We start from the raw sequence: 23,257 nt of genomic DNA, 5'->3' as shown, positions 1-23,257 counted from the left end.
GCGTGCGTCCTCAGGACGCCGGCAGGCGCAGCTCGCCGAGCTTGCGGTCGAGCTTGATGAGCCAGATGCGCGTCGGCCGCTCCAGGTCGGAGCCGCGCGTGATGCGCGCGCCGGTCGCGCCCGCGGGGCAGCCGCTGAGCACGCCGCTGGCGTCGGCCGTGCAGTCCTCGACGCTGCCGGCCAGGGTCTTGCCGCCGGCATCGAGCAGCACCGTGCCCAGCCCGAAGTCGTTGTCGTTCACCAGTGCCAGCGTCTGGTCATCCACGATCGTCAGGCCCTCGGCCTTCTCGGCCAGCCAGCCCAGTGCGTTGAGGTCGAGCAGCTCGGTCTTGCGCATCGTCACCACGGTCGAGTAGTCGGCGCCATTCGACGGCGCCTGCGTGATGCTGCTGATCTCCAGGTCGTAGTCGAAGGGCTTGATGTCCGTGGCATTGGCCGGCAGTTCCACCAGCATCAGCTTGTTGAACACCTTGCCGTCGCTCTTGCGCGCGCCCTGCTCGATCACGATGAAGCGGCCGTTGCCCAGGCTCACCACGTCGCCGAGCTTGGCGTTGCCGGTGCGGTCCTTGTCGTACTGGCTGCCATCGATCGGGTAGGCGTAGAGCTTCGAGGTCTCGGTGGCCGGGTCGAAGGCCAGCCAGCGCGTGAACTTCGCGATGTGGCGCACGTCGGTGTTGCTGCCGCCCGGCGGCCTGGCCTTGATCGACTTGCCGCTGCCATCGCGCGGATCGATCGGGCTCTGCAGGAAGCCGTGCAGCACGCCGCTCGCGGCATCGACGGTGAGGCCTTCCATGCCGCGGTTGGGCCGGCGCCGCGCCAGCACCAGCGGCAGGTCGGCGGCGCCGCTGCCCGGTGCGTATTTCTTCTCGACCACGCCGGTCGCCATGTTGATGCGCGCGATGAAGGGGCCGTACTCGTCGCTGGTCCACAGCACGTTGCGCGCCTTGTCGAGCACCAGCGTTTCAGGGTCGAGCCCGTTGGCGTCGAAGTTGGCCTTGGCGGCATCGAACACGTAGCGGTCGGTCAGCGGCGTCTCGCCGGTCGAGCCCACGCCCGATTGCGGCGGCAGGCCGCTGAGCTTCTTGCCGGCATCGAGCCTGAGCGGCAGGCTCGATGCGAGCACGGCACCCGTCTTGCCGACGCGCACGATGCCGAAGCTCGGCGCGAACGACGGCGCCGGGAACACCTTGCTGATGCTGGTGGCGCCATTGCCGCCGGGCACGGGCGCGGTGGGGCCGTCGCCGTTCGGGCCGCGGTCGGTGATGGCATAGAACTCGAGCGTGCCGTCGTTCGTCTTGCCCTTGAACGCGAGCCCCGAGCCGTAGGCCGGCAGGAAGCCCTGGGGAAAATCGGCCTTGATGCTGGCGTTGTCGCCTTCATAGGGCACGTGGAAACTGGCGTCGGCCTGCAGCTGGTAGCGCGTCACGCCGATGCCGATGGCACCGAGCTGGTTGGTCTGCGTGGCGGCTTCGGTCACGGGGGTGGCCAGGCGCGAGGCCAGGGTGTCCTCGAAGTGCTCGCGCGCCAGCATGCGGCGGGCCGCGTCGACCGTGCGCGTGGCATACGGCGCAGGCAGCGCGGCGAGCACGGCATTGAGCGCGGTGTCGAAGGCCTCGGCCGAGGCGCTGAAATCGAGCGCGCCCGCAGTCAGGGCGGCCTTGAGCGCAGGCGCCAGCCGGATGCCGTTCGAGGGATCGCGGTCCTCGTCGAAGCTCTGCAGCGCGAGCAGGCGATTGACGACCGCATCGGCCTTCACGTCAGTGCCGCCGGCCAGGTTCAGCGGCGTGATCGCCGTGCCGCAGGCCGCGCTGCCGAGCGCGAGCGCGCCGGCGCTGAAGGCCACGGTCTCGCCGTCCTTGCAGGTGAATTCGCCATTGGCGTTGGTGCTGGCCGCGTTGGTGCCGCCCGCGGTGTAGTCGAGGCCCTCGACGGCTGCGTCGAGGAAGGTGCCGGTCTTCGATTGGGCGGCCGGGGGATTGGTGGTGCCGCCACCGCCCGCTACTGGAGGAAATGCCCACCCTCCTCCACCACCACCGCCGCTGCCGCCGCAGGCGGCCACCAGCGCACCGGCACCCGCGAGCGCCAGCCAGCCCATCCTCGATCCTCTTGTCTTCTTCGCCATCACTTGTCCTTGTTTTGCGCCTGCGCAACAGGCACAGGCCCCGGCGATTAGCGCCGCGGCGTGTGACAAGCCGGTGAAACAGGGAAGACGAGGTGTGCGTGCTCAGCGGCCGGCGCCGTCGCGCTGCCGGTCCTCGCGCTTGATCGCGAGGTAGGTGTCCAGCTCGATCTCGTGCAGCTGCCGCGGATACCGCTCGGCCGCGGCGAACCAGGAGCGCTCCCGCCGCTCGGCCGGCGCGCCGGCGTCCGAAGAGAGATAGGCGTCGAGCGTGAGGAAGTAGCGCATCGCATTGCGCTCCACCAGCCCGCGCGTGCCGCGGATGTAGTCGGGCTGCCCGTCGGCCTCCTTGCCCACCACGGTGAAGCCCACCTTGTTGCGGCCGAAGGTGGCCAGGTACGCCTGGGTGGCCATGCGGACCATCATGTTGTGGTCGTAGCTGTAGCCGAAATGCAGGAAGCTCCTCTGCCCGTCGAGCGCCACCGCTTCGAGCATGACGCGGTAGTTGCTGGTACCGAGCGGCCCGTTGGCCGCGTTCATCTCGACCGAAAGGTACTCCGGCGTCGCGCTGGCCACGCGATAGGCAAAGGGCAGCTGGAACGCCTGCTCCACCGGCTTGTCGTAGCGCCGCACCACGAACAGCGTCAGCATCTCGCCCCCTTGCGGCGCGCTGCCGGTGCGGCAGCGGCGGTTGTTGACGTGCAGCGTGAGCAGCTCGCACCAGCGGGACGGCTCCTTGAGCGCGGCGCTGATCTCCGGCAGCGAGTGGTCCACCACCGCGTAGATGTCACCCTGCAGCCCGTTCGGCGTCTCCATCGAATCGAGCTGGATCGGCCGCCCGAAACCGCTCTGCGCGAGCTTTGCACCCATGCGCTGGTGCGTGGCGCGCAGCGCCTGCGCCGCGGCCGAGGCCGGTGCGGGCGCGGAGTCGGGCGACGCCCCCAGGGCATGCGCGGAAGCCGCGAGCAGGACGGCGCCCGCCAGTGTGCGCACCCATGAAGCCGGCAAGTGGAACGGACTGCTCATGGACCACACCATACACAAGAGACGGCCGGCGCCCCGGCAAGGGAGAATCGCCGCCATGTGTCCTCCGATTTCCCGCACGCCATGAAGCGCCAAGGCCGGCTCGTCCGCTGGGAGGCCGAACGCGGTTTCGGCTTCATTCGCAGTCCCGAAATCCCGGCCGATGTGTTCGTGCACCTGCGCGACTTTGTCGACCGGCAACTGAAGCCGCAGGTCGGTATGGAACTGGGCTTCGACGAGATCCATGTGGGCGGCAAGGGACCGCGCGCAATGGCAGTCCATGCCGTGGGTGCCGCTCAGCCGCGGGCGCGGCGGCCTTCGACGTCGCCGCAGGCACGTCGCACCGCAGCCGACCCGGGCCGGCGCCGCGAGCCGGCGGCCTCCTCTTCTTCTTCCTCGTCGATGCTGCCCATCGCAGTGCTGCTCCTCGGCTATGCGGGGCTGCTCGCCTACGGCCTCTGGACCGTACGCCTGCCGCCCATTGCCCTGGGCGTGCTGCTGCTGGTCAGCCTGTTGACCTTCGCCGTCTACGGCTTCGACAAGAGCGCCGCGCAGGCCGGCCGCTGGCGCACGGCGGAAAGCACGCTGCACCTGCTGTCGCTGGCGGGGGGATGGCCGGGCGCGTGGTGCGCGCAGCGGCTCTTTCGCCACAAGTCGCGCAAGGCGAGCTTCATGGCGGTGTACTGGGCCACCGTGCTGCTGAATATTGCCGCCGTAGCGGCCTGGGTCGGCAAGCTGCTGCCCGCGAGTCTGCTCGCGGGCTGAAGAACTCAGCGCGGCTTGCGGATGCTGCCACGCACCGGGCCGGCCGAGGCCTTGCGCGGCGCCGGCGCCGAACCGTTGTCGCGCGGCGGCAGGCCGGTGTGCTGCGTGAGGATGCGGCCCTTCGAGGGCTTCACGGGCGCCAGCCTGACCGGCGCCGACGCCTTGGCCGGCACCGGCGCAGAGGTCGAGTTCTTGCGCCGTGCGCTGGTGTAGCCGCCATCGGTCAGCGGCTGCCACGTCGGGATCAGGTGGTGCTTGCCGTTGCCGATCAGGTCGGCGCGCCCCATGCTCTTCAAGGCCTCGCGCAGCAGCGGCCAGTTGTTGGCGTCGTGGTAGCGCAGGAAGGCCTTGTGCAGGCGGCGGCGCTTGTCGCCACGCACGATGTCCACCGTCTCGCTCTCGCGCGTGATCTTGCGCAGCGGGTTCTTGTTGGTGTGGTACATCGTGGTGGCCGTGGCCATCGGGCTCGGGTAGAAGGTTTGCACCTGGTCGGCGCGGAAGCCGTTCTTCTTGAGCCAGATCGCGAGGTTCATCATGTCCTCGTCGCTGGTGCCCGGATGCGCGGCAATGAAGTACGGAATCAGGTACTGCTTCTTGCCTGCCTCGGCCGAGAACTTCTCGAACATCTGCTTGAACTTGTCGTAGCTGCCGATGCCGGGCTTCATCATCTTGGTGAGCGGGCCCTGCTCGGTGTGCTCGGGCGCGATCTTCAGGTAGCCGCCGACGTGGTGCTGCACCAGTTCCTTCACGTACTCGGGCGACTGCACGGCCAGGTCGTAGCGCAGGCCTGAGCCGATCAATATCTTCTTGATGCCCTTGAGCGCACGCGCGCGGCGGTAGATCTTGATGAGCGGATCGTGGTTGGTGCCCAGGTTCGGGCAGATGCCCGGGTACACGCAGCTGGGCTTGCGGCAGGCCGACTCGATCTCGGGGCTCTTGCATCCCAGGCGGTACATGTTGGCCGTGGGCCCGCCGAGGTCGGAGATGGTGCCGGTGAAGCCGCTCACGCTGTCGCGGATGGCCTCGACCTCCTTGATGATCGATTCTTCGGAGCGACTCTGGATGATGCGGCCCTCGTGCTCGGTGATCGAGCAGAAGGTGCAGCCGCCGAAGCAGCCGCGCATGATGTTCACGCTGAAGCGGATCATTTCCCACGCGGGGATCTTGGTGGCGCCGTCGTGGCTGCCGTTCTCGTCGGCGTAGCGCGGATGCGGGCTGCGCGCATACGGCAGGTCGAACACGTGGTCCATCTCGGCCGTGGTGAGCGGAATGGGCGGCGGGTTGATCCACACGTCGCGCGCGGTGGCGCCCTCGCCGTGCGCCTGCACCAGCGCGCGGGCGTTGCCGGGGTTGGTCTCGAGGTGCAGCACGCGGTTGGCGTGCGCATAGAGCACCGGGTCGGCGCGCACCTGCTCGTACGACGGCAGGCGGATCACGCTGCGGTCGCGCGGCGGCACCTTGATCCTTGCGCGCGGCTGGAGCGCGGGGTTCGGCACGAAGGTCAGCGGCTTGATGGCCGGGTTCACCGGGTTCGCCGCCGCAGCACCTGCCTCGGCGGCCTGCGCCACGGCCTGGGCCTCGTCTTCCTTGGCGCAGGTGGCGCCATTGGCCTTGGCCTGCTCGGACACCATCAGGTAAGGATTGACGTGGGCTTCGACGCGGCCGGGTTCGTCCACGCTGGTGGAATTGATCTCGAACCAGTCCGCCGGTGTGTCGCGCCGCACGAAGGCGGTGCCGCGCACGTCGGTGATCTCGTGCACCGGTTCGCGGGCCGCCAGCCGGTGCGCGATCTCGACGATGGCGCGCTCGGCGTTGCCGTACAAGAGCAGGTCGCACTTCGAGTCGACCACGATCGAGCGGCGGACCTTGTCCTGCCAGTAGTCGTAGTGGGCGATGCGGCGCAGCGACCCTTCGATGCCGCCGAGGATGATCGGCACGTCGTTCCAGGCTTCCTTGCAGCGCTGCGAATACACGATGGCCGCGCGGTCCGGCCGGGCGCCGCCGACGTCGCCGGGCGTGTAGGCGTCGTCGCTGCGGATCTTCCGGTCCGCCGTGTAGCGGTTGATCATCGAATCCATGTTGCCGGCGGTCACGCCGAAGAACAGGTTCGGCTTGCCCAGCGCCTTGAAGGGCTCGGCACTCTGCCAGTCGGGCTGGGCAATGATGCCCACGCGGAAGCCCTGCGCCTCGAGCATGCGGCCGATCACGGCCATGCCGAAGCTCGGGTGGTCGACGTAGGCGTCGCCCGTCACCACGATGATGTCGCAGCTGTCCCAGCCGAGCGCGTCCATTTCCTTGCGCGTGGTCGGCAGGAATTTGGCCGTGCCGAAACGGGCCGCCCAGTACTTGCGGTAGCTGGTCAGCGGCTTGGCGGCACGCGCAAAAAAGGAGACGTCGACGGGGGCGTTCATCAGTGGGGAAGTTGGCAGCGGCGGCTTGGCGGGCACGGCGCGGCAGTGGGCAACCCGCGATTTTAGGGTTTTCCACCACTTCTGTCGCGCTGGCGGCTGTTGACGCGCCTGCGGCAAGGCCTTTAAATGGTTGCCTCAGTCAACCATCAACATGACAACAGCAACCATTCCAGCCAATTCGCCTCCACCCGATGCCGCCGCGGTCAAGGCGATCCGGCGCTTCAACCGCTTCTACACGAGCCGTATCGGCGTGCTCGACCCCTACCTTGGCAGCGACATGTCGCTCACCGATGTCAGGGTGCTTTACGAGCTGGCTCACCGGGAAACGCCCGTGGCCAGCGAGATCGGCCGTGACCTGCGGCTCGACGCCGGCTACATGAGCCGCATCCTGCGCCGCTTCGAGGCGGCCGGCTGGCTCACGCGCGCGCCCCATCCGCGCGACGCTCGGCAAAGCGTGCTGCACCTCACCGAAGCCGGCCACGCCGCATTTGCGCCACTACAACAGAAATCGCGCGACGAGGCGGCCGCCCTGCTTGCGCCGATGCCTGCGCACGAGCGCCAGCAGGTGATCGATGCCATGGCCCGCATCGAGCGCGTGCTGGATCCGGCTGCGGCCCCTGCGGCGCGCACGCGCACCATCGTGCTGCGCGATCCGCTGCCCGGCGACATGGGCTGGGTGGTGCAGCAGCACGGCGAGCTCTATGCGCGCGAGTACGGCTGGAACAGCGAGTTCGAGGCGCTGGTGGCCGACATCGTGGCCCAGTTCGTGCGCAAGTTCCAGCCCGCGTGGGAGAAGTGCTGGATCGCCGAGCTCGACGGCGAACGGGTGGGCGCGATCTTCGTGGTGCGCAAGTCGGCCACCACGGCCCAGCTGCGCCTGCTGCTGCTCTCGCCGTCGGCGCGCGGCCTGGGCCTGGGCGCGCGCCTGACCGACGAATGCATTGCCTTCGCGCGCGCCAAGGGCTATCGCAAGATGGTGCTCTGGACCAACAGCTGCCTGGCGGCCGCGCGCGCCATCTACGCCAAGCGGGGCTTCAGGCTCGACAAGGCCGAGCCTTATGAAGGCTTCGGCCAGCAGCTCGTGGGCGAGACCTGGTCGCTCAGGCTGCAGTAGACGAAGCGGTGCGCCGCCCCTTGATCCAGAGCTTCCTGAGCAGGGGCGCGAGCCACACCAGCAGCACCACGGCCGCCAGCGACGCGGCAATCGGCCGCGACACGAAGCCGGCCAGGTTGCCGTCCGACTTGATCATCGAGGTGATGAAGTTCTCCTCGAGCATGCCGCCGAGCACCACGCCGAGGATCGCTGGCGCAATGGGGAAGCCGTTCTCCTCGAGCAGGTAGGCCACGATGCCCGCCACGAGCATCACGCCCACGTCGAACAGCGAGTTGTTGATGGCGAACGCGCCGACGATGCAGAACAGCAGGATGAGCGGCATCAGCACGTTGCGCGGCACCCGCAGGATGCGCTTGGACACCTTGATGCACAGGATGCCCAGCGGAACCATGATGATGTTGGCAATGATGAACAGCATGAACACCGCATAGATGTTCTGCGGATCGGTGGTGAACAGCGTCGGCCCCGGATTGAGGTTCTTCATGTAGAGCACGCCGATCACGATGGCCGTGATCGAGTCACCCGGAATGCCGAACACCAGCGCCGGAATCCACGCGCCGGCGAGCGCGCTGTTGTTGGCCGAACCCGATTCGACAATGCCTTCGACATGGCCCGTGCCGAACTTCTCGGGCTCCTTGGAGAACTTCTTGCTCATGGCGTACGACATCCATGCCGCGATGTCGGCACCCGCGCCGGGCAGCGCACCCACTGCCGTGCCCAGCACACTGCCGCGCAGTATCTGCACCGGGTATTTCCTGGCCAGCGCCCACTGGCCCGAGAGCACGCGCCCCACCTTCTCGACCACGATCTCGCCCGGCGGCAGCGTGTCGACCGCGAAGCGGATCACCTCCGAGACGGCGAACATGCCGATCATCATCGGGATCATGCCGATGCCGCCGGTCATCTCAGCGTTGCCGAAGGTGAAGCGCGGAAAGCCCGCGGGATTGCCGAGCCCCACGCAGGCCACCAGCAGGCCGAGCAGCAGCGTGACCATGCCCTTCAGCGGCCGGTCGGAGGTGATGAACACCGCGCAGGTCAGGCCCAGCAGCACGAGCCAGAAGTACTCGAAGGAACTGAAGTTGAGCGCGAAGTCGGCCAGCGCGGGCGCCGCCACGATCAGCACCACCGTGCCGAAAAGGCCGCCCACGGCCGAGAACACCAGCCCCGCGCCCAATGCCGTCTCGGCCATGCCCTTGCGCGTCATCGCGAAGGCTTCGTCGGTATAGGCGGCGGACGCGGGTGTGCCCGGAATGCGCAGCAGGCAGCCCGGGATGTCGCCCGAGAAGATGGCCATGGCGGTGGCCGTCACCATGGCCGCGATGGCCGGAATCGGCTGCATGAAGAAGGTGACCGGCACCAGCAGCGCCACCGCCATGGTGGCGGACAGCCCCGGCACCGCGCCGACGAACAGGCCATAGAGCGAGGCCAGCACCATCACGAGGATGGTGTAAGGCTCGAAGACCATCGAGAAAGCCTGCAAGAGTGCTGCGGACATGAATGGATGTTTCCGGTTACCAGGCGATGGGCGTCAGGACGCCCCAGGGAAGCGGTACGCGCAGCAGCTTGTAGAACGCGGTATGGATCACCAGCGCGGCAATCAGCGCGATCAGCAGCGCGCGGCCCGGCGGCACGCGCATCGCGAGCATCAGCGCCAGCAGCGAGACCGCCGCGGCCGGCAGGAAGCCCAGCCGCTCGGAGGCGAACATGTAGAACAGCACCGCGCCGACCACCAGCGCAGCGGCCAGCACGTGGCGCGGCGAAGCGGCCCAGTCGCCGAGCCGCACCCAGGCCGCGGCGCGGCGCTCGCGCCAGCCCTTGGCCAGCAGCATCGCACCGCAGATGCACAGCCCGATGGCCAGCAGCCCCGGAAACAGCGCCGGCCCCACCTGCTGGCCCGGTATGCCGGGATAGCCCTGCACCACGGCAAGCACCACGATACCGAGCGCCAGCAGGATCGCGCCGAAGATCGCGTCGTTGAATTTCATCGCACCGCACCTCCGCCGGGCGCGGCCGCGCGCCGTGCGGCGCTCACTTGACGATACCCACGGCCTTCATCGTTGCGCCAAGCTCGGCATCGGACTTGGCCATGTAGGCGGCGAAGTCGTCAGGGCCCGCATAGATCACGCCAAAGCCGCGCGAGGCCATGAAGTCGGTGTACTCCTTGCTCGCCACCACTTTCTTGAGCGCGCCCGCGAGCTTGTCGCGTACGTCGGCGGGCAGTCCCTTGGGCGCGACGATGCCGCGCCAGGCCGCCATCGACCAGTCGCTGCCGACGGCCGCCTTGAGCGTGGGCACGTTGGGATACAGCGCCGAGGGCTTGTCGCTCATGATCGCAAGGCTCTTGACCTTGCCCGCATCGATCAGCGAACGCGCCTCGGGCAACGAGACCGGCGCGATGTCGACACCGCCCGCAACCACGTCCTGCAGGCCCGGCGCCGCGCCATTGCTCGGCACCCACGGCACGGCTGCGGGGTCGATCTTCTGGTCGCGCAAGAGGCCGGCGATGGCCAGGTGCCAGATGCCGCCCTGCCCCGTGCCCGAGGCCTTGAGCTTTCCGGGGCTGGCCTTGATGGCCGCCAGCAGTTCGGCCACGGTCTTGTAGGGCGCGTCGGCCCGCACCTGGATGCCGGCCGGGTCGAGATTGGCAAGGCCGATCGGCGTGTACGAGGCGCTGGTCAGCGGCGTCAGCCCCTGCCAGTGCATCATGCCGATCTCGACCGTGGCCATGCCGATGGTGTAGCCGTCAGGCGGTGCGGCGGCAATGGCCGCATGGCCCACCACGCCGTTGCCGCCGGTGCGGTTCACCACCGTCATCGGCTGGCCGAGCTCCTTTTCGAGCAGGCTCGCGATGATGCGCGCCGTGGCATCGGTGCCGCCGCCCGCACCCCAGGGAACGATCAGCGTGACGGGCCGGCTGGGATACGCCTGGGCAGCTGCGGGCGCTGCCGCGGCGAACATGGCAAGCCCCGCTGCGACACCTGCGGCATGGGCCACGAAGGAGCGGCGCGAAAAAAAGCCGGCTGAACGAACACGCATGGTTTTTGTCTCCTGGCGAAAGTCATTGGTATGACGATTGAACGGCAAACAGGTTTTTCTCACAGTTCGCTCGCCAGAGACATTAGGGTGAACCATCGTGCGCCGCGCGCGGCGCGGTGGTTTCGCTACTGCATGAACCAGCCGTGGCTCACCACCAGCGACTGGCCGGTCAGCGCGTTGGTCGGGAAGGCCGCGAACAGCAGCGCCACGCGCGCCACGTCGTCGGTGGTGGTGAACTCGCCATCGACCGTTTCCTTCAGCATCACGTTCTTGATGACCTGTTCCTCGGTGATGCCGAGCGTCTTCGCCTGCTCGGGAATCTGCTTCTCGACCAGCGGCGTGCGCACGAAGCCCGGGCAGATCACGTTGGCGCGCACGCCGTGCTTCGCGCCTTCCTTCGCTACCGTCTTGGACAGGCCGATGAGCCCGTGCTTGGCGGTGACGTAGGGCGCCTTCAGCAGCGAAGCTTCCTTGGAGTGCACCGATCCCATGTAGATCACGCTGCCGCCACGGCCCTGGGCGTACATGTGCTTGAGGCAGGCCTTGGTGGTGAGGAAGGCGCCGTCGAGGTGGATCGCAAGCATCTTCTTCCAGTCGGCAAAGCTGAATTCCTCGACCGGATGAACGATCTGCACGCCCGCGTTGCTGACCAGGATGTCGATGCCACCGAAGGCCTTGGCGGCCTCCTCGACCGAGGCATTGACCTGCTCTTCGCTGGTCACGTCCACCGCCACGCCCATGGCCTGCGCGCCCGTTGCCCGGAGTTCGGCCGCGGTGGCGTCGGCGGCCTGCTTGTTGAGGTCGGCAATGACGACCTTGGCACCCTCGCGCGCGAACAGGATGGCAATCTCCTTGCCGATGCCGCTGGCCGAACCGGTGATGTAGGCGACCTTGTCCTTGAGTTGCATGGTGAATGTCCTTGAGGTTGAAAAGAAAAAGAAAACGGGATGGCAGGAATCAGGCGAGTGCAGCCCGCCTTCAGCGCGACAACCCGGGACGCTTGACGCGCTCCACGCCGGGCTCGCCGAGGTCGAAGGTGGTCACGCCGTTCACGGTGGCGTCGCTGCGCAGCGTCTCGGGGTGCGCCAGCGTGCGCCGCATGTCGCGCGCGCCGGCCTCCCAATGCTCTTCGACGGCGGCACGCGAAAACTCGTAGTCCTTCGATTCGACCTCGTAGGGCTTGTCGCGGTAGATCAGGTGGAAGATGTCGATCGGATGGTGCGTGAACTCGGCCTGCACCGCCAGCACCGAAGGGTCGTTGCGCAGGTGCGCCGGCAGCTTGGAGATCAGGTCGGCGATGGCCTGCTGCAGGTTCAGGTTGGCGGCCAGCGCATCAGTGTTCATGCGGGTGCGGCTCGAATAGGTGATGTCCTTCTGCCGCTCCATCACGCCCGACAGCGTGCGCGGCATCTCGCCGCGTGCATTGAAAAGGTCGACCTGCAGCACCACCAGCGGCTCGGAGCGCGGATGGATGTCGAGCACGTATTGCAGCGGCGTGTTCGAGACGATGCCGCCGTCCCAGTAGTCGTCGCCGTCGATGCTGACGGGCGCAAAGCCCGGCGGCAGCGCGCCGCTGGCCATGATGTGCTCGGGGCCGATGCGCTGGCGCGTGTTGTCGAAGTACACCGAGTTGCCGGTGCGCACGTCGACCGCGCCCACGCTGAAGCGCGCTTCACAGGCGTTGATGCGGTCGAAGTCGATCAGGCGCTCGAGCGTGAGCCTGAGCGGCGTCGTGTCGTAGTAGCTCAGGAGCGGCGCCGCGGCGCCCATCAGCAGCGCGGGCGAATAACGCGGCTCGAAGAAGCCCGGAATGCCCACCAGCATCGCCATGCTGGCGCTCCACTGGTTCTGCGTGGCGCGGTCGCCCAGCCATGAGGGCAGGCGCTGCGCCGGTCCGGAAGACACCAGGTGCCAGAACTCGCGCAGCCGCTCGACCCGCTTGTCGGGCGCGTTGCCCGCGATCAGCGCCGCGTTGATGGCGCCGATCGAGACGCCGGCAATCCAATGCGGCTGCAGGTCGGTCTCGCTGAGCGCGGCATACACGCCGGCCTGGTAGGCGCCGAGGGCACCGCCGCCCTGCAGCACCAGCGCCTTGCGCGCGGCGCGCATGTCTTCGCGGCGGGCCTCGAAGGTGTTGTCGGGGGTTATCCTGCTTGCGGCACGTGGCTTCCTGGGCGTCTTCGTCGTCATATGGCGTCATTTGACACCAGCCCGGCTGCCGCAAGCTGACCACGGCGCCTTACATCTTGGGCAGCATCTGGCCCCGGATCTCGCCGGCCGGATTGGCCGCGGTGTGGATGTTGGCGTACCACTTGCCGGCGATCAGGTCGGCTGCCTGCGCCGGCGTGAGCGTGGCCTGGCCTTCGATCGGGCTGGCGGCATTGGCAAAGGGCAGCACCACGCCGGCATTGGCGCCCGCGGCCGCAGGGCCGTGGAAGTGCGCGGCCGTGGCCGGGCCGCTCAGGCCGCTGTAGACGATCTTGTACTTCAGGACGTTGGTGTCCCGGTTGAGCCAGGCTTCCGCCAGGCCGCTGCCGCGCGTCATGTTGGGCGGCACTTCGCTGGCGGCGTTCATCGCGCCGCTGAAGCTCGCGGTGTTCGACCTGGACATCATTCCGCAGCCGGCCAGCACGGCACTGGCCACGCCGGCGATGAGGGTTGCGCGCAAAAAGCTGCCATATCGGGTCATGAGCTTTATCTCCTGAGTTATGAAAACCGCTAAAGCATAGGCAGGCCTTGCCATTCGCCTTGTCGGCCACCACCGCGACTTTGGCGGCCGGGCGCAGGCTGAAAGAGAATGCGCCAATGAACCCTGCCGAGCTGCCCACCGCCCGCGACATCGTCGACTTCTGGCGCCATGCCGGACCCGAACGATGGTTTGCCAAGAACGAAGCCTTCGACGCCGAATTCGGCGGGCGCTTTCTCGCCGCCCACGAAGCCGCCGCGCGCGGCGATCTCGACCATTGGGCGCACGACGCCGAAGGCGCCCTGGCGTTGCTGGTGCTGCTCGACCAGTTTCCGCGCAACACCTGGCGCGGAAACGCCCGCATGGTGGCCACCGACGCCAAGGCACTGGCCATCGCCCGCCAGGCGGTCGAATCCGGTCTCGACCTGAAGGCCGGCGAAGACCTGCGGCGCTTCTTCTACCTGCCCTTCATGCACTCCGAGTCGCTGGACGACCAGCAGCGCTCGGTCGAACTCAACGCCGCGCTCGATGCCAACACCCAGCGCTTCGCGGTGCTGCACCGCGACATCATTGCGCGCTTCGGCCGCTTTCCGCACCGCAACGGGCTGCTCGGGCGCACCAGCAGCGCCGAGGAGCAGCACTTCCTCGACGAGGGCGGCTTCGCGGGATAGCCAGCTGGCTACCGCTGCGGCAGCGGGTCCGAGCGCGTCGGCGAAGGGTTCGCATCACCGCGGCGCCCCATGTCCTTGAGCGAGCCATAGGTCTTGGCATACACCCAGGTGAACTCGGCCCCGAGCAGGAAGATCTGCGCCGAGTAGTACACCCACACCAGCACCACCACCAGCGAACCCGCCGCGCCGTAGCCCGAGGCCACGCTGCTCTTGCCGATGTACAGGCCGATGAGGTGCTTGCCGATGGTGAACAGCAGCGCCGTGACCGCCGCGCCCACCCACACGTCGCGCCACTGCACCTTGGTGCGCGGCATGATCTTGTAGATCATCGCGAAGATCACCGTCACCATCGCAAAGCTGAAGACGAAGTTCACCGCCTGCGCCAGCGTGGCCCAGCCGCCGAACACCGGCGCCCACCACTTGCTCAGCGCCGCCAGCGCCGCACTGGCCACCAGCGACACCATCAGCAGGAAGCCGATGGCCATGATCATGCTGAACGACAGCAGCCGCACGCGCAGCAGGTTGAAGAGGCCCTTGCTCTTGGTGCGCGCCGGTGCCCGCCAGATGCGGTCGAGCGCATCCTGCAGTTCGCCGAAGACGGTGGTTGCGCCGATCACCAGCAGGCCGATGCCGACCGCCGTGGCCACGACGCCTTCGGCCGGCTTGTTGACCGCCTGCAGCATGCCCTGCACCGCGGCCGCGCCCTGCTCGCCCATGAGGCCGGAAAGCTGCGCGAAGATCTCGCCGCGCGCGGCCTCCTGGCCGAACACGAGGCCGGCCACCGAGATCACGATCAAGAGCAGCGGCGCAATCGAGAACACCGTGTAGTAAGCCAGTGCGGCCCCCATGCTCGGCGCGTAGTCGTTGGACCAGGAGGCGATGGCCTGCTTGCAGAGATCGAAGAGCGCGCGGATTTGCATGGCGGTGGAGTCTCCCTTTGGGTGATGCAGGGGCATGTCAGCCCGATGCCCGGCATGTTGCAGGCCTGGCTACGATAATCGCACCCACATGCATTCGTCTCCTTCAGGCGCGGCGGCGCCGTCCGCCCCTCTGCAACCGAAGTCGCCACGCGACCTTTTTGTTTCATTCACCTGGCTTGCGCTGCAGGGCTTCGGTGGCGTGCTGGCCATCGTCCAGCGCGAGATGGTAGAGAAAAAGCGCTGGCTCACGCCCGAGCAGTTCCTGGAAGACTGGGCCGTGGCCCAGGTGATGCCGGGGCCGAACGTGATCAACCTCGCGCTGATGATCGGCGACCGCTACTTCGGCCTGCGCGGCGCCATCGCCGCGGTGGCCGGCATGCTCGCGATACCGCTCGTGGTCATCCTCGTGCTGGCCGTGCTCTATGCCCACTACGCCGCCAACCCCCAGGTGGCCGCCGCGCTGCGCGGCATGGGCGCCGTGTCGGGCGGGCTGATCGCCGCCACCGGCATCAAGCTCATCCCCCAGTTGCGCAAGCACCCGCTGGGCTTTGCCACCTGCCTGGCCTTCGTCGCGCTGGTGTTCGGCGCCATCGCGCTGTTCAAGATGCCGCTCGGCTGGGTGCTGCTGGCCGTGGGCGGCGTGGCCTGTGCGTGGACCTGGCGCAGGATCGCCGCATGAGCCAGCTGACCATCGCCATGCAATGGCACGACTGGCTCGCGCTCTTCGGCCAGTACCTGCTGCTGTCGCTGCTGTCGATCAGCGGCGCCATCACCACCGTGCCCGACATGCACCGCTACCTCGTTGCGCAGCACGGCTGGCTCACCGAGGCGCAGTTCAGTTCCTCGGTGGCCATCGCCCAGGCCGCGCCGGGGCCGAACGTGCTCTTCGTCGCGCTGATGGGCTGGAACGTCGGGCTCAACGCGGGCGGCGGCATCGGCGCGGGGCCGGGTGCCTGGCTGCTGGGTCTGTTCGGGCTCATGGTCACCATGCTCGGCATCATGCTGCCGAGCACCACCCTCACCTACCTGGCCACGCGCTGGGGCCACCGCAACCGCGACCGCCGCGGCGTGCGCGCCTTCAAGCAGGGCATGGCGCCCGTGGTGGTGGGCCTGCTGATCGCCACCGGCTGGGTGCTGGCGGCGGGTAACCATGCCGGCGACGCGCCTGCATGGCATCTGTGGCTGCTGACCGCGGTGGCCGCGCTTATCGTCTGGCGCACGCGCATTCACCTGCTCTGGCTGCTGGGCGCGGGTGCGCTGCTCGGTGCCGTGGGCTTCGTCTGATCTGACCTTCGTTCTCTTTCAGGAAACAAACTCATGTCGCAACTCCGCTCGCTCGGCCGCTCCGGCCTCCTGGTTTCACCGCTTGCCTTCGGCGGCAACGTGTTCGGCTGGACGGCGAACGAGGCCACCTCGTTCCGCCTGCTCGATGCCTGGTTGGACGCGGGCTTCAACTTCATCGACACCGCCGACGTCTATTCGGCCTGGGTGCCGGGCCACACCGGCGGCGAATCCGAGACCATCATCGGCAAGTGGCTCAAGCAAAGCGGCAAGCGCAACCGCGTGGTGCTGGCCACCAAGGTCGGCAAGCCGATGGGCGAAGGCAAGTCGGGCCTCGCGCCGGCCTACATCCGCGAAGCGGTGGAAGCCTCGCTCAAGCGCCTGCAGACGGACTTCATCGACCTGTACCAGTCGCACGACGACGATGCCGCCACCCCGCTCGAGGATTCGCTGCAGGCCTTCGACGACCTGATCAAGGCCGGCAAGGTGCGCGCGATCGGCGCCTCCAACTACAGCGCCCCGCGGCTGGCCGAGGCGCTCGACGTGTCGGAGCGGCTGGGCATTGCACGCTACGAGAGCCTGCAGCCGCTGTACAACCTCTACGACCGCGCGGTGTTCGAAGACGAGCTGGAGCCGCTGTGCCTGAAGCGCGAAGTGGGCGTGATCAATTTCTATGCACTGGCGGCCGGCTTCCTGACCGGCAAGTACCGCACCGAGGCCGACGCCTCCAAGAGCGCGCGCGGCGCCAACACCACCAAGAAGTACCTGAACCCGCGGGGCCTGCGCATTCTCGAAGCGCTCGACAAGGTGGCCCAGCAATACAACGCCAAGCCGGGCCAGGTGGCCATTGCGTGGCAGATCGCCCGCCCTTCGGTCACGGCACCGATCGCCAGCGCAAGCTCGATCGCCCAGTTGGAAGAGTTGGTGATTGCGACCCAGCTGAAGCTCGATGCCGGCACCATCCAGATGCTGGACCGGGCCAGCGCCGAAGACCCGGCTTGAGTCCCATCGCCTAGCCGTCGACCGGATTCAGCGGCGTCGAGAGAATGCGCTGGTAGAAGGCCACGTCGAGCCAGCGGCCGAACTTGAAGCCGGCCTGCCGCACGGTGCCGGCATGCTCGAAACCCAGGCGCTCGTGCAGCCCGATGCTGCCGGCGTTCGCGGCATCGATGGCGCCGACCATGACGTGCACGTCGCGCGCCACGGCTTCGGCAATGATCGCCTCCATGAGCGTGCGGCCGAGGCCCGCACCGCGGTGGCCCGCCTCGACGTACACCGAATGCTCCACCGTGTACTTGTAGGCCGGAAAGGCGCGGAACGTGCCGTAGCTCGCAAAACCCAGCAGCTTGCCGCTCTCGTCTTCCGCGCCGATCACCGGAAAGCCGTTGGCGCGCTTGGTGGCGAACCAGGCCGCCATGCTCTCGGGCGTGCGCGGCTTGTAGTCGTACAGCGCGGTCGAATTGGCAATGGCCTCGTTGAGGATGGCAAGGATGGCGCCCGCGTGGGCTTCCTCGGTGCAGGGGACCAGGCGCATGTTCGTTCCTTTCAGGCTGTCCAATATAGGAGAATAATAATCTCATATGAGAAACAATTCATCTCCGCCGGCCGAGCCCTCCGGCATCGACTCGCTCATTGCCGGCCGGCTGCTCGCACTGCGCCAGGCCAAGGCGCTGAGCCTGGCCGAACTGGCCGAGCTTTCCGGCGTCAGCAAGGCCATGATCTCGAAGGTGGAGCGCGCGGAGAGCAGCCCGACGGCCGTGCTGCTCGGCCGGCTGGCCGCCGGCCTGGGCGTACCGCTCACGCAGCTGCTGACGGAGGAGAAGGCTTCGCCGCGCCGGCTGCGCACCCGGGCCGATCAGGAGGTCTGGCGCGATCCCGAGGCGGGCTACCTGCGGCGCCAGGTTGCCGAGCGCGGTGCGAGCGGGGGCGTGGAGATGGTCGAGATCGAATTGCCGCGCTCGGCGCAGGTCGCCTATCCGCGCTGGAGCGGCAAGCCCTACCGGCAGTGCCTGTGGATGCTCGAAGGCGCGCTGCGGGTGGACTACGGCGACGAGCGCTTCGAACTCGCGCCCGGCGACTGCCTGGATTTCGGCGTCGACCGCCCGCTGGTCTTCAAGGCGCTCGGGCGCGCGGGCTGCCGCTACCTGCTGGTCGCATCCCCGGCATAGCGGCGCAAAAGTAGTAGGCAAGTTCCCACAGCGACTGGAGACGACCGCCTGTGCCCGCCGGGGGACCGCCCGGGATACTGCAAGGCATCAAAGCTTCCGGGGGAACACGCATGTCCTTTGTGCTCTACATGATCGGTTTTCTGATCTTCCTCGCCGGCCTCGCCTGGGGCGCCTCGGTGGCCGGCGTGCCGACGCTCTACATCGGCATCGGTGCGCTGATCATCCTGGGCATCGGCATCTTCAGCGCGGTGGCCCGCACGCGCAGCAAAGATCCCTCCTGACCTGAACCGCGCCCCGGCCGCAGCGCTGCCTCAGGCGCTGCGCTGCCGCATGGCCTCGTAGAGGCACACGCCGCTGGCCACGGAAACGTTCAGGCTTTCGACCGCACCCGCCATGGGAATGCTCACGAGTTCGTCGCAGGTCTTGCGGGTGAGTTGGCGCATGCCCTCGCCTTCGGCACCGAGCACCAGCGCCAGGGGCCGCTTGAGGTCGCTCTGGTAGAGGGTGCCCGGCGCATCGTCGCTGGTTCCGACGCACCAGATGCTGCGTTCCTTGAGTTCGTTCAGCGTGCGCGCCAGGTTGGTCACCATGAAGTAGGGCACCGTCTCGGCCGCGCCGCTCGCCACCTTGGCCACGGTCGCGTTGATGCCGGCCGCATGGTCCTTGGGCGCGATCACCGCATGAGCCCCGGCACCGTCGGCCACGCGCAGGCAGGCGCCCAGATTGTGCGGATCGGTCACGCCGTCGAGCACCAGCAGGAGCGGCACGGTGCCGGCCTCCTCCAGGCCTTCGAGCAGCTCGTCGAGCGAACGCACCTGCGCAATGGGCTCGACCCGCGCGACCACGCCCTGGTGGCCATGGCTGCCGCTGAGCTTGGCCAGCCGCAGCCCGTCGGCCTCGACCAGCCGCACGCCGGCTTCCTGCGCGCGTGCGATGAACTGTTTCATGCGCGCATCGCGCCGGCTGGTGTCGAACATCACTTCGAGCACCGATTTCGGCGCGGTCTTGATGCGCACGCCCACGGCATGGAAGCCGAAGATCACTTTGGGGGAAGACATCCCCCGATTATCGAGGCCTGCGCACCCCGTCCTTCAGGCAATCGGCAATCCGCTGTGCGCGCGGGTGCGTTCGTCGTGCAGTTGCTGCACGGCGAGCGCATTCGGATGCACCCGTGCGCTGTTGCCGGCGCTTTCCAGGTACTGGCAGGCGGCATGGCCCTCGGCGGCCTTTTCGTAGCGCGCGACCCAGGCATCGCGCAGCGGCAGCTTCTCGGGCGACACGGGCCACACGCCCGGCCTCGGCCGCAGGTGCTCGCCGATGCCGATGCGCCAGGGCTTGGCGCTCAGGCGGGCGCGAAAGCAGTTCTGGTTGCGGCACATGCGTGCGTAGACCTTGTCGACGCCCAGCGCGTGGAAGCAGTCGGCCACCGCCATGTCGGCCGGGCTGAACACGTCGTGCATCGCCAGCACCCGGAAGCCGGCCGGCGTGCGGTAGAGGCGCAGGTGCCAGTCGGGGTGCTGGTGGACAAAGCGCCCGATGCGCTCGGCCGCGCGCTTTTCGGGCGCGGGGTTGTTACTGGCCTCGCCGCGCTTCTTGCGCAGGCCGATCTGGTAGGCGACCACAAAGACCACGATGGCCGCGATCAGCCCGCCCAGCCAGGTCCTGGCGGTCCAGCCGCCGACGATGCCCGCGATCAGCGCGGGCACCAGCGCAAAGCCGAACACGCTGCCGCGCAGGGGTTCGTCGAAGTCGATGTCGACGAACAGCACGTCGGGCGTGTTGAGGCAGCGCGCGCCATAGCTGTTGCGGGTGATGACGGTATCGCCCTGCCGCTCGACGATCTCTTCGCGGATGGGCACGCCCTCGGCCCCGTTGTAGGCCAGCTTGCGCTCGCGGCGGTTGAGCTGTTCGCCCGCGGCGATGCGCTCGAACGCCTCTCGCGTGCGCTGGTCGGCATGCGCCTGCGCGGCGATCGGGCTCTCGTCGGACCAGCCGTAGCGCCGCACCGTGATCTGCTTGCCGGCAACGTGTTCCTGGATGCGGCCTTCGGCCCAGAACCGGGGAACGATCATGCCTGCAGCGAAGCCACCAGCACAGGCGTCGACTCGTTGAGCGCCATGCGCCCGGCCTCGATGGTGATGCGGCGCTCGCACTGGGCCGCAATGCCGCGGTCGTGCGTGACCAGCACGAGCGTGGTGCCGAGCTCGCGGTTCAGGTCGAACATCAGCCGCATGACCTGCTCGCCGGTCGCGAAGTCGAGGCTGCCGGTGGGCTCGTCGGCCAGCAGCAGGGCCGGCTGCACCACGAAGGCCCTGGCCAGCGCCACGCGCTGCTGCTCGCCGCCCGAGAGCACCTTGGGATAGTGGCCGAGCCGCTGGCCGAGGCCGACGCGCCCGAGCATCTCGGTGGCGGCCTTGCGCGCGTCCTTGCGGTCGGCCAGTTCGAGCGGCAGCATCACGTTCTCGAGCGCGCTCAGGTTGCCCAGCAGCTGGAAGCTCTGGAACACGAAGCCCACGCGCTGGGCGCGCAACGCGGCGCGCTCGTCCTCGTCGATGGCGAAAATGTCGTCGCCCGCGAGCTTGACGGTGCCGCGCGTGGGCGTGTCGAGCCCGGCAATGATCGACAGCAAGGTGCTCTTGCCCGAACCCGAGGCCCCGACGATGGCGGCGGTCTCCCGCGCGCCCAGGGTGAAATCGATGTTCTGCAGAATGTCGAGCGTACCGGTCGAGTCGGTCACGGACTTGAACACATGCTCGACTGCGACAATGGCATCAGACGGGGGTTGGGACATGGAAAGGCTTTTCGTTTTGAAACGACGTGACTTTATCTTGAGCGCAGCCGCGCTCGGCAGTGCAGGGACATGGACGGCGGTCCATGCCCAGGCCGCGCAGGCCGCGGCGCCCCGCAAGCCCGTGATCCTGGTGCTTGGCGATTCGCTGAGCGCCGAATACGGCCTGAAACGCGGCGAAGGCTGGGTGCCCCTGCTCGAGAAGCGGCTCGCCGAGCAAAGAATCCCGGCCACGGTGGTCAATGCCAGCATCAGCGGCGACACCAGTTCGGGTGGACGCGCCCGCTTTGCCTCGCTGCTGGCGCAGCACAAGCCCAGCCACGTGGTGGTCGAACTGGGCGCCAACGATGCGCTGCGCGGCCTGCCGCTGCAGAACACCGAGGAAAACCTGCTGCAGATCACCAAGGCGGCGCAGGCGGCCGGCGCCAAGGTGCTGATCGTCGGCATCCAGGTGCCGCCCAACTACGGCGGCGACTACACGCGGCGCTTCGAGGCCGTGTTCGGCAAGGTGGCCAGCACCACCAAGGCGGCGCTGGTGCCCTTCCTGCTCAAGGGCGTGGCCGATGCGCCCGACGCGCTGGCGCTGTTCCAGGCCGATCGCATCCATCCCACCGCCGCCGCGCAGCCGCAACTGCTCGAGAACGTCTGGCCGGAGCTGCGCAAGCTGCTCGCGGCCAAGTAGGCCTGCCGAAACAAAAAAAGCCGCTCCAGGCCCGGAGGCCCGCAGCGGCTTTCTTGTCGAGAGCCTTGATCTGGGATCAGCCGTTCTTGGTCGGCAGATCGGGCACCGTCGGCGGATCGCGCTCGAGCGATGCCACGTCGGTTTCCGGGTCACCCGGGGCCAGGCCTTCGCTGCTCGGGGAGAGCTTGCGATTGGCCTTTTCGCGGAGCTTCTCTTCCTTTTTCTTCTTCTTGGCCAGCTCCTTCTGGCGCTTTTCGTAGCCGTAATTGGGTGTTGCCACTGTTCTCTCCTTGAACGAGGCAGTCAAAGCGACTGCGTGTCATCCAACTGTAAGCGATAACGGTGCACCCGCAGCCGGTGGAGCGGCCAGGCTCTGCGGCCGGAAAACTTCTCTTACATCCGCGCGAGCGCCTGCTGCAGGTCGGCCCGCAGGTCTTCCACGTCTTCCAGCCCGACCGAGAAGCGCACCAGCGTGCCCTTGTGGGGCCAGCGCGCCACGCTGGCATCGCGCATCAGGCCGATGTCGTAGGGCACCACCAGGCTCACCGGGCCGCCCCACGAATAGCCGAGCCGGAACAGGTTCAGGCTGTCGCAGAAGCGGTCGACCTGCTCGGTGCTGTAGCGCTCGTCGAACACGACCGAGAACAGGCCCGCGGCCAGGTCCGTGCCGCCGCACAGCGCGCGCCAGTTGGCATGGCCGGGCGATCCTTCGAGCGCCGGATGGAGCACCTGCGCGATCTCTTCGCGGCCGGCAAGCCAGCGCGCCAGCTCGCGCGCCGAACGGTCGTGCGCGGCATAGCGCAGCCCGATGCTCGGCAGCGACCGCAGCAGCGTTTCCACGTCGCCGACGCCGACGCCGAACCCGGTGCGCATGTGCGTGAGCTTGAGCGCGCGGTGCAGCCGCTCGTCGCGCGTGACCACGCTGCCCATCAGCACGTCGCCGCCGCCGCTCGGGTATTTGGTGAGCGCGTGCACCGAGATGTCCACGCCCTGCCCGCTGCCGTTGAAATCGAAAGGGGCGAATGCCAGGCCCGCGCCCCAGGTGTTGTCCAGCGCCGTCACCACGCCGCGCGCGCGGCATGCCTTGACGAGCGCCGGCAGGTCCGGAAACTCCATCGTCACCGAGCCCGCCGCCTCGAGCCACACCAGCCGCGTACGGTCCGAGAGCTTGGCGGCCAGGTCGGCGGGGTCCATGGCGTCGTACAGGCGGTGCGTGATGCCGAAGTTGGCCAGTTCGCCGGTCGCCAGTGCCTTGTTGGGGCCGTAGGCGTTATCGGGAATCAGCACCTCGTCGCCGCTCTTCAGGAAGGCGAAGGAAACCAGCGAAATGGCGGCCAGGCCGCTCGGCACCAGCAGGCACTCGGTGCCGCCTTCGAGTGTGGCCAGGCGTTCCTCGAGCGTGAAGGTGGTCGGCGTGCCGTGCAGGCCGTAGGTGTAGCCGGCCTTGGTCTTCCAGTCGCGCGCGCGCATCGCGGCCACATCGGCAAAGAACACGGTCGAGGCCTTGTAGATGCCGGGCTGCGGCGCGGCGAAGTTGGCGGGCGGCGTGTAGGGGTGGTGGATCAGGGTCGTGGAAGGCTTGCTCATGGCCCG

Annotated in this window: 25 protein-coding genes; 9 read left to right on the top strand and 16 right to left on the bottom strand. The window is 68.0% G+C overall.

Annotated elements, in window-relative coordinates:
- Window positions 1-10: 10 nt before the first annotated feature.
- Both RZE77_RS12540 and RZE77_RS12535 read right to left on the bottom strand, forming a co-directional pair.
- Window positions 11-2,122 carry an esterase-like activity of phytase family protein gene (locus RZE77_RS12540; protein WP_319442112.1) on the bottom strand — a complete coding sequence of 704 codons (2,112 nt, stop codon included), beginning with the start codon at window positions 2,120-2,122 and terminating at the stop codon, window positions 11-13.
- A gap of 102 nt (window positions 2,123-2,224) precedes the next feature.
- Complete coding sequence (locus RZE77_RS12535; protein ID WP_319442111.1) at window positions 2,225-3,145, bottom strand: hypothetical protein; 921 nt, start codon at window positions 3,143-3,145, stop codon at window positions 2,225-2,227.
- Window positions 3,146-3,226: 81 nt separating this feature from the next.
- On the opposite strand from RZE77_RS12535, the gene RZE77_RS12530 reads away from it, so the two are divergent.
- Window positions 3,227-3,907, top strand: coding sequence for a cold shock and DUF1294 domain-containing protein (locus RZE77_RS12530; RefSeq protein ID WP_319442110.1), 681 nt, complete (start codon window positions 3,227-3,229; stop codon window positions 3,905-3,907).
- A 5-nt stretch (window positions 3,908-3,912) separates the two neighbouring features.
- Here the strand turns inward: RZE77_RS12530 and RZE77_RS12525 are convergent, their stop codons facing one another.
- A complete protein-coding gene (locus RZE77_RS12525; RefSeq protein ID WP_319442109.1) occupies window positions 3,913-6,318 on the bottom strand; it encodes a YgiQ family radical SAM protein in 2,406 nt (801 codons plus the stop codon).
- Window positions 6,319-6,469: 151 nt separating this feature from the next.
- Here RZE77_RS12525 and RZE77_RS12520 point away from each other — a divergent pair, with 151 nt between their 5' ends.
- The gene (locus tag RZE77_RS12520) at window positions 6,470-7,432 is read left to right on the top strand and encodes a bifunctional helix-turn-helix transcriptional regulator/GNAT family N-acetyltransferase (RefSeq protein ID WP_319442108.1); all 963 of its coding nucleotides are present in this window, start codon (window positions 6,470-6,472) and stop codon (window positions 7,430-7,432) included.
- On the opposite strand, the gene RZE77_RS12515 is transcribed toward RZE77_RS12520, so the two are convergent.
- The 6 genes from RZE77_RS12515 to RZE77_RS12490 form a co-directional block, all read right to left on the bottom strand.
- The gene (locus RZE77_RS12515; RefSeq protein WP_319442107.1) at window positions 7,419-8,927 is read right to left on the bottom strand and encodes a tripartite tricarboxylate transporter permease; all 1,509 of its coding nucleotides are present in this window, start codon (window positions 8,925-8,927) and stop codon (window positions 7,419-7,421) included. The two genes, RZE77_RS12520 and RZE77_RS12515, sit on opposite strands and share 14 nt — an antisense overlap.
- A 16-nt stretch (window positions 8,928-8,943) precedes the next feature.
- Window positions 8,944-9,417: a tripartite tricarboxylate transporter TctB family protein gene (locus RZE77_RS12510; RefSeq protein ID WP_319442106.1), complete on the bottom strand. Its 474-nt coding sequence runs from the start codon at window positions 9,415-9,417 to the stop codon at window positions 8,944-8,946.
- A gap of 43 nt (window positions 9,418-9,460) precedes the next feature.
- Complete coding sequence (locus RZE77_RS12505) at window positions 9,461-10,468, bottom strand: tripartite tricarboxylate transporter substrate binding protein (RefSeq protein ID WP_319442105.1); 1,008 nt, start codon at window positions 10,466-10,468, stop codon at window positions 9,461-9,463.
- Window positions 10,469-10,593: 125 nt separating this feature from the next.
- Window positions 10,594-11,376, bottom strand: coding sequence for a 3-hydroxybutyrate dehydrogenase (locus RZE77_RS12500; RefSeq protein WP_319442104.1), 783 nt, complete (start codon window positions 11,374-11,376; stop codon window positions 10,594-10,596).
- Between the two features lie 70 nt (window positions 11,377-11,446).
- Window positions 11,447-12,658: a patatin-like phospholipase family protein gene (locus tag RZE77_RS12495; RefSeq protein ID WP_319442103.1), complete on the bottom strand. Its 1,212-nt coding sequence runs from the start codon at window positions 12,656-12,658 to the stop codon at window positions 11,447-11,449.
- Window positions 12,659-12,707: 49 nt separating this feature from the next.
- Window positions 12,708-13,157, bottom strand: coding sequence for a CHRD domain-containing protein (locus RZE77_RS12490; protein WP_319442102.1), 450 nt, complete (start codon window positions 13,155-13,157; stop codon window positions 12,708-12,710).
- 116 nt (window positions 13,158-13,273) lie between these two features.
- Between RZE77_RS12490 and RZE77_RS12485 the strand changes: the two genes are divergently transcribed.
- Window positions 13,274-13,825, top strand: a complete 552-nt coding sequence (locus RZE77_RS12485; RefSeq protein ID WP_319442101.1) for a DUF924 family protein — start codon at window positions 13,274-13,276, stop codon at window positions 13,823-13,825.
- A gap of 8 nt (window positions 13,826-13,833) precedes the next feature.
- On the opposite strand, the gene RZE77_RS12480 is transcribed toward RZE77_RS12485, so the two are convergent.
- Window positions 13,834-14,745 (bottom strand): YihY/virulence factor BrkB family protein, encoded by a 912-nt coding sequence (locus RZE77_RS12480; RefSeq protein WP_319442100.1) that lies wholly within the window; start codon window positions 14,743-14,745, stop codon window positions 13,834-13,836.
- A gap of 88 nt (window positions 14,746-14,833) precedes the next feature.
- Here RZE77_RS12480 and RZE77_RS12475 point away from each other — a divergent pair, with 88 nt between their 5' ends.
- Genes RZE77_RS12475 through RZE77_RS12465 form a run of 3 tightly spaced genes read left to right on the top strand, consistent with a single transcriptional unit; the run spans window position 14,834 to window position 17,028 of the window.
- Window positions 14,834-15,424, top strand: coding sequence for a chromate transporter (locus RZE77_RS12475; protein ID WP_319442099.1), 591 nt, complete (start codon window positions 14,834-14,836; stop codon window positions 15,422-15,424).
- On the top strand, window positions 15,421-16,029 hold the full coding sequence (locus tag RZE77_RS12470) for a chromate transporter (RefSeq protein ID WP_185738275.1): 609 nt from the start codon (window positions 15,421-15,423) through the stop codon (window positions 16,027-16,029). Before RZE77_RS12475 ends, RZE77_RS12470 begins: the two co-directional genes overlap by 4 nt.
- Before the next feature lie 33 nt (window positions 16,030-16,062).
- Window positions 16,063-17,028 (top strand): aldo/keto reductase, encoded by a 966-nt coding sequence (locus tag RZE77_RS12465; protein WP_319442098.1) that lies wholly within the window; start codon window positions 16,063-16,065, stop codon window positions 17,026-17,028.
- 10 nt (window positions 17,029-17,038) lie between these two features.
- Here the strand turns inward: RZE77_RS12465 and RZE77_RS12460 are convergent, their stop codons facing one another.
- Window positions 17,039-17,560, bottom strand: coding sequence for a GNAT family N-acetyltransferase (locus RZE77_RS12460; RefSeq protein WP_319442097.1), 522 nt, complete (start codon window positions 17,558-17,560; stop codon window positions 17,039-17,041).
- 46 nt (window positions 17,561-17,606) lie between these two features.
- On the opposite strand from RZE77_RS12460, the gene RZE77_RS12455 reads away from it, so the two are divergent.
- Entirely contained in the window at window positions 17,607-18,194 is a 588-nt protein-coding gene (locus RZE77_RS12455) for a helix-turn-helix domain-containing protein (protein ID WP_319442096.1), read from the top strand.
- Window positions 18,195-18,304: 110 nt separating this feature from the next.
- Window positions 18,305-18,475, top strand: a complete 171-nt coding sequence (locus RZE77_RS12450; protein WP_012747328.1) for a hypothetical protein — start codon at window positions 18,305-18,307, stop codon at window positions 18,473-18,475.
- A 30-nt stretch (window positions 18,476-18,505) separates the two neighbouring features.
- On the opposite strand, the gene rlmB is transcribed toward RZE77_RS12450, so the two are convergent.
- Genes rlmB through RZE77_RS12435 form a run of 3 tightly spaced genes read right to left on the bottom strand, consistent with a single transcriptional unit; the run spans window position 18,506 to window position 20,985 of the window.
- Entirely contained in the window at window positions 18,506-19,252 is a 747-nt protein-coding gene (rlmB, locus tag RZE77_RS12445) for a 23S rRNA (guanosine(2251)-2'-O)-methyltransferase RlmB (RefSeq protein ID WP_012747327.1), read from the bottom strand.
- Window positions 19,253-19,285: 33 nt separating this feature from the next.
- A complete protein-coding gene (locus RZE77_RS12440) occupies window positions 19,286-20,266 on the bottom strand; it encodes a hypothetical protein (RefSeq protein ID WP_319442095.1) in 981 nt (326 codons plus the stop codon).
- A complete protein-coding gene (locus RZE77_RS12435) occupies window positions 20,263-20,985 on the bottom strand; it encodes an ABC transporter ATP-binding protein (RefSeq protein ID WP_124957685.1) in 723 nt (240 codons plus the stop codon). Before RZE77_RS12435 ends, RZE77_RS12440 begins: the two co-directional genes overlap by 4 nt.
- Between RZE77_RS12435 and RZE77_RS12430 the strand changes: the two genes are divergently transcribed.
- On the top strand, window positions 20,984-21,664 hold the full coding sequence (locus RZE77_RS12430; RefSeq protein WP_319442094.1) for an arylesterase: 681 nt from the start codon (window positions 20,984-20,986) through the stop codon (window positions 21,662-21,664). The genes RZE77_RS12435 and RZE77_RS12430 overlap by 2 nt on opposite strands.
- 76 nt (window positions 21,665-21,740) lie before the next feature.
- Here RZE77_RS12430 and RZE77_RS12425 read toward each other — a convergent pair whose 3' ends face one another.
- Window positions 21,741-21,944 (bottom strand): hypothetical protein, encoded by a 204-nt coding sequence (locus RZE77_RS12425; protein ID WP_047785064.1) that lies wholly within the window; start codon window positions 21,942-21,944, stop codon window positions 21,741-21,743.
- Window positions 21,945-22,057: 113 nt separating this feature from the next.
- Entirely contained in the window at window positions 22,058-23,251 is a 1,194-nt protein-coding gene (locus RZE77_RS12420) for a cystathionine beta-lyase (RefSeq protein ID WP_319442093.1), read from the bottom strand.
- Between the last annotated feature and the right edge of the window lie 6 nt (window positions 23,252-23,257).

The sequence above is a fragment of the Variovorax sp. SPNA7 genome (genome assembly GCF_033807855.1).
GTDB classification, from domain to species: Bacteria; Pseudomonadota; Gammaproteobacteria; order Burkholderiales; family Burkholderiaceae_C; genus Variovorax; species Variovorax beijingensis.
This window is presented reverse-complemented; position numbering and strand designations above follow the sequence as displayed.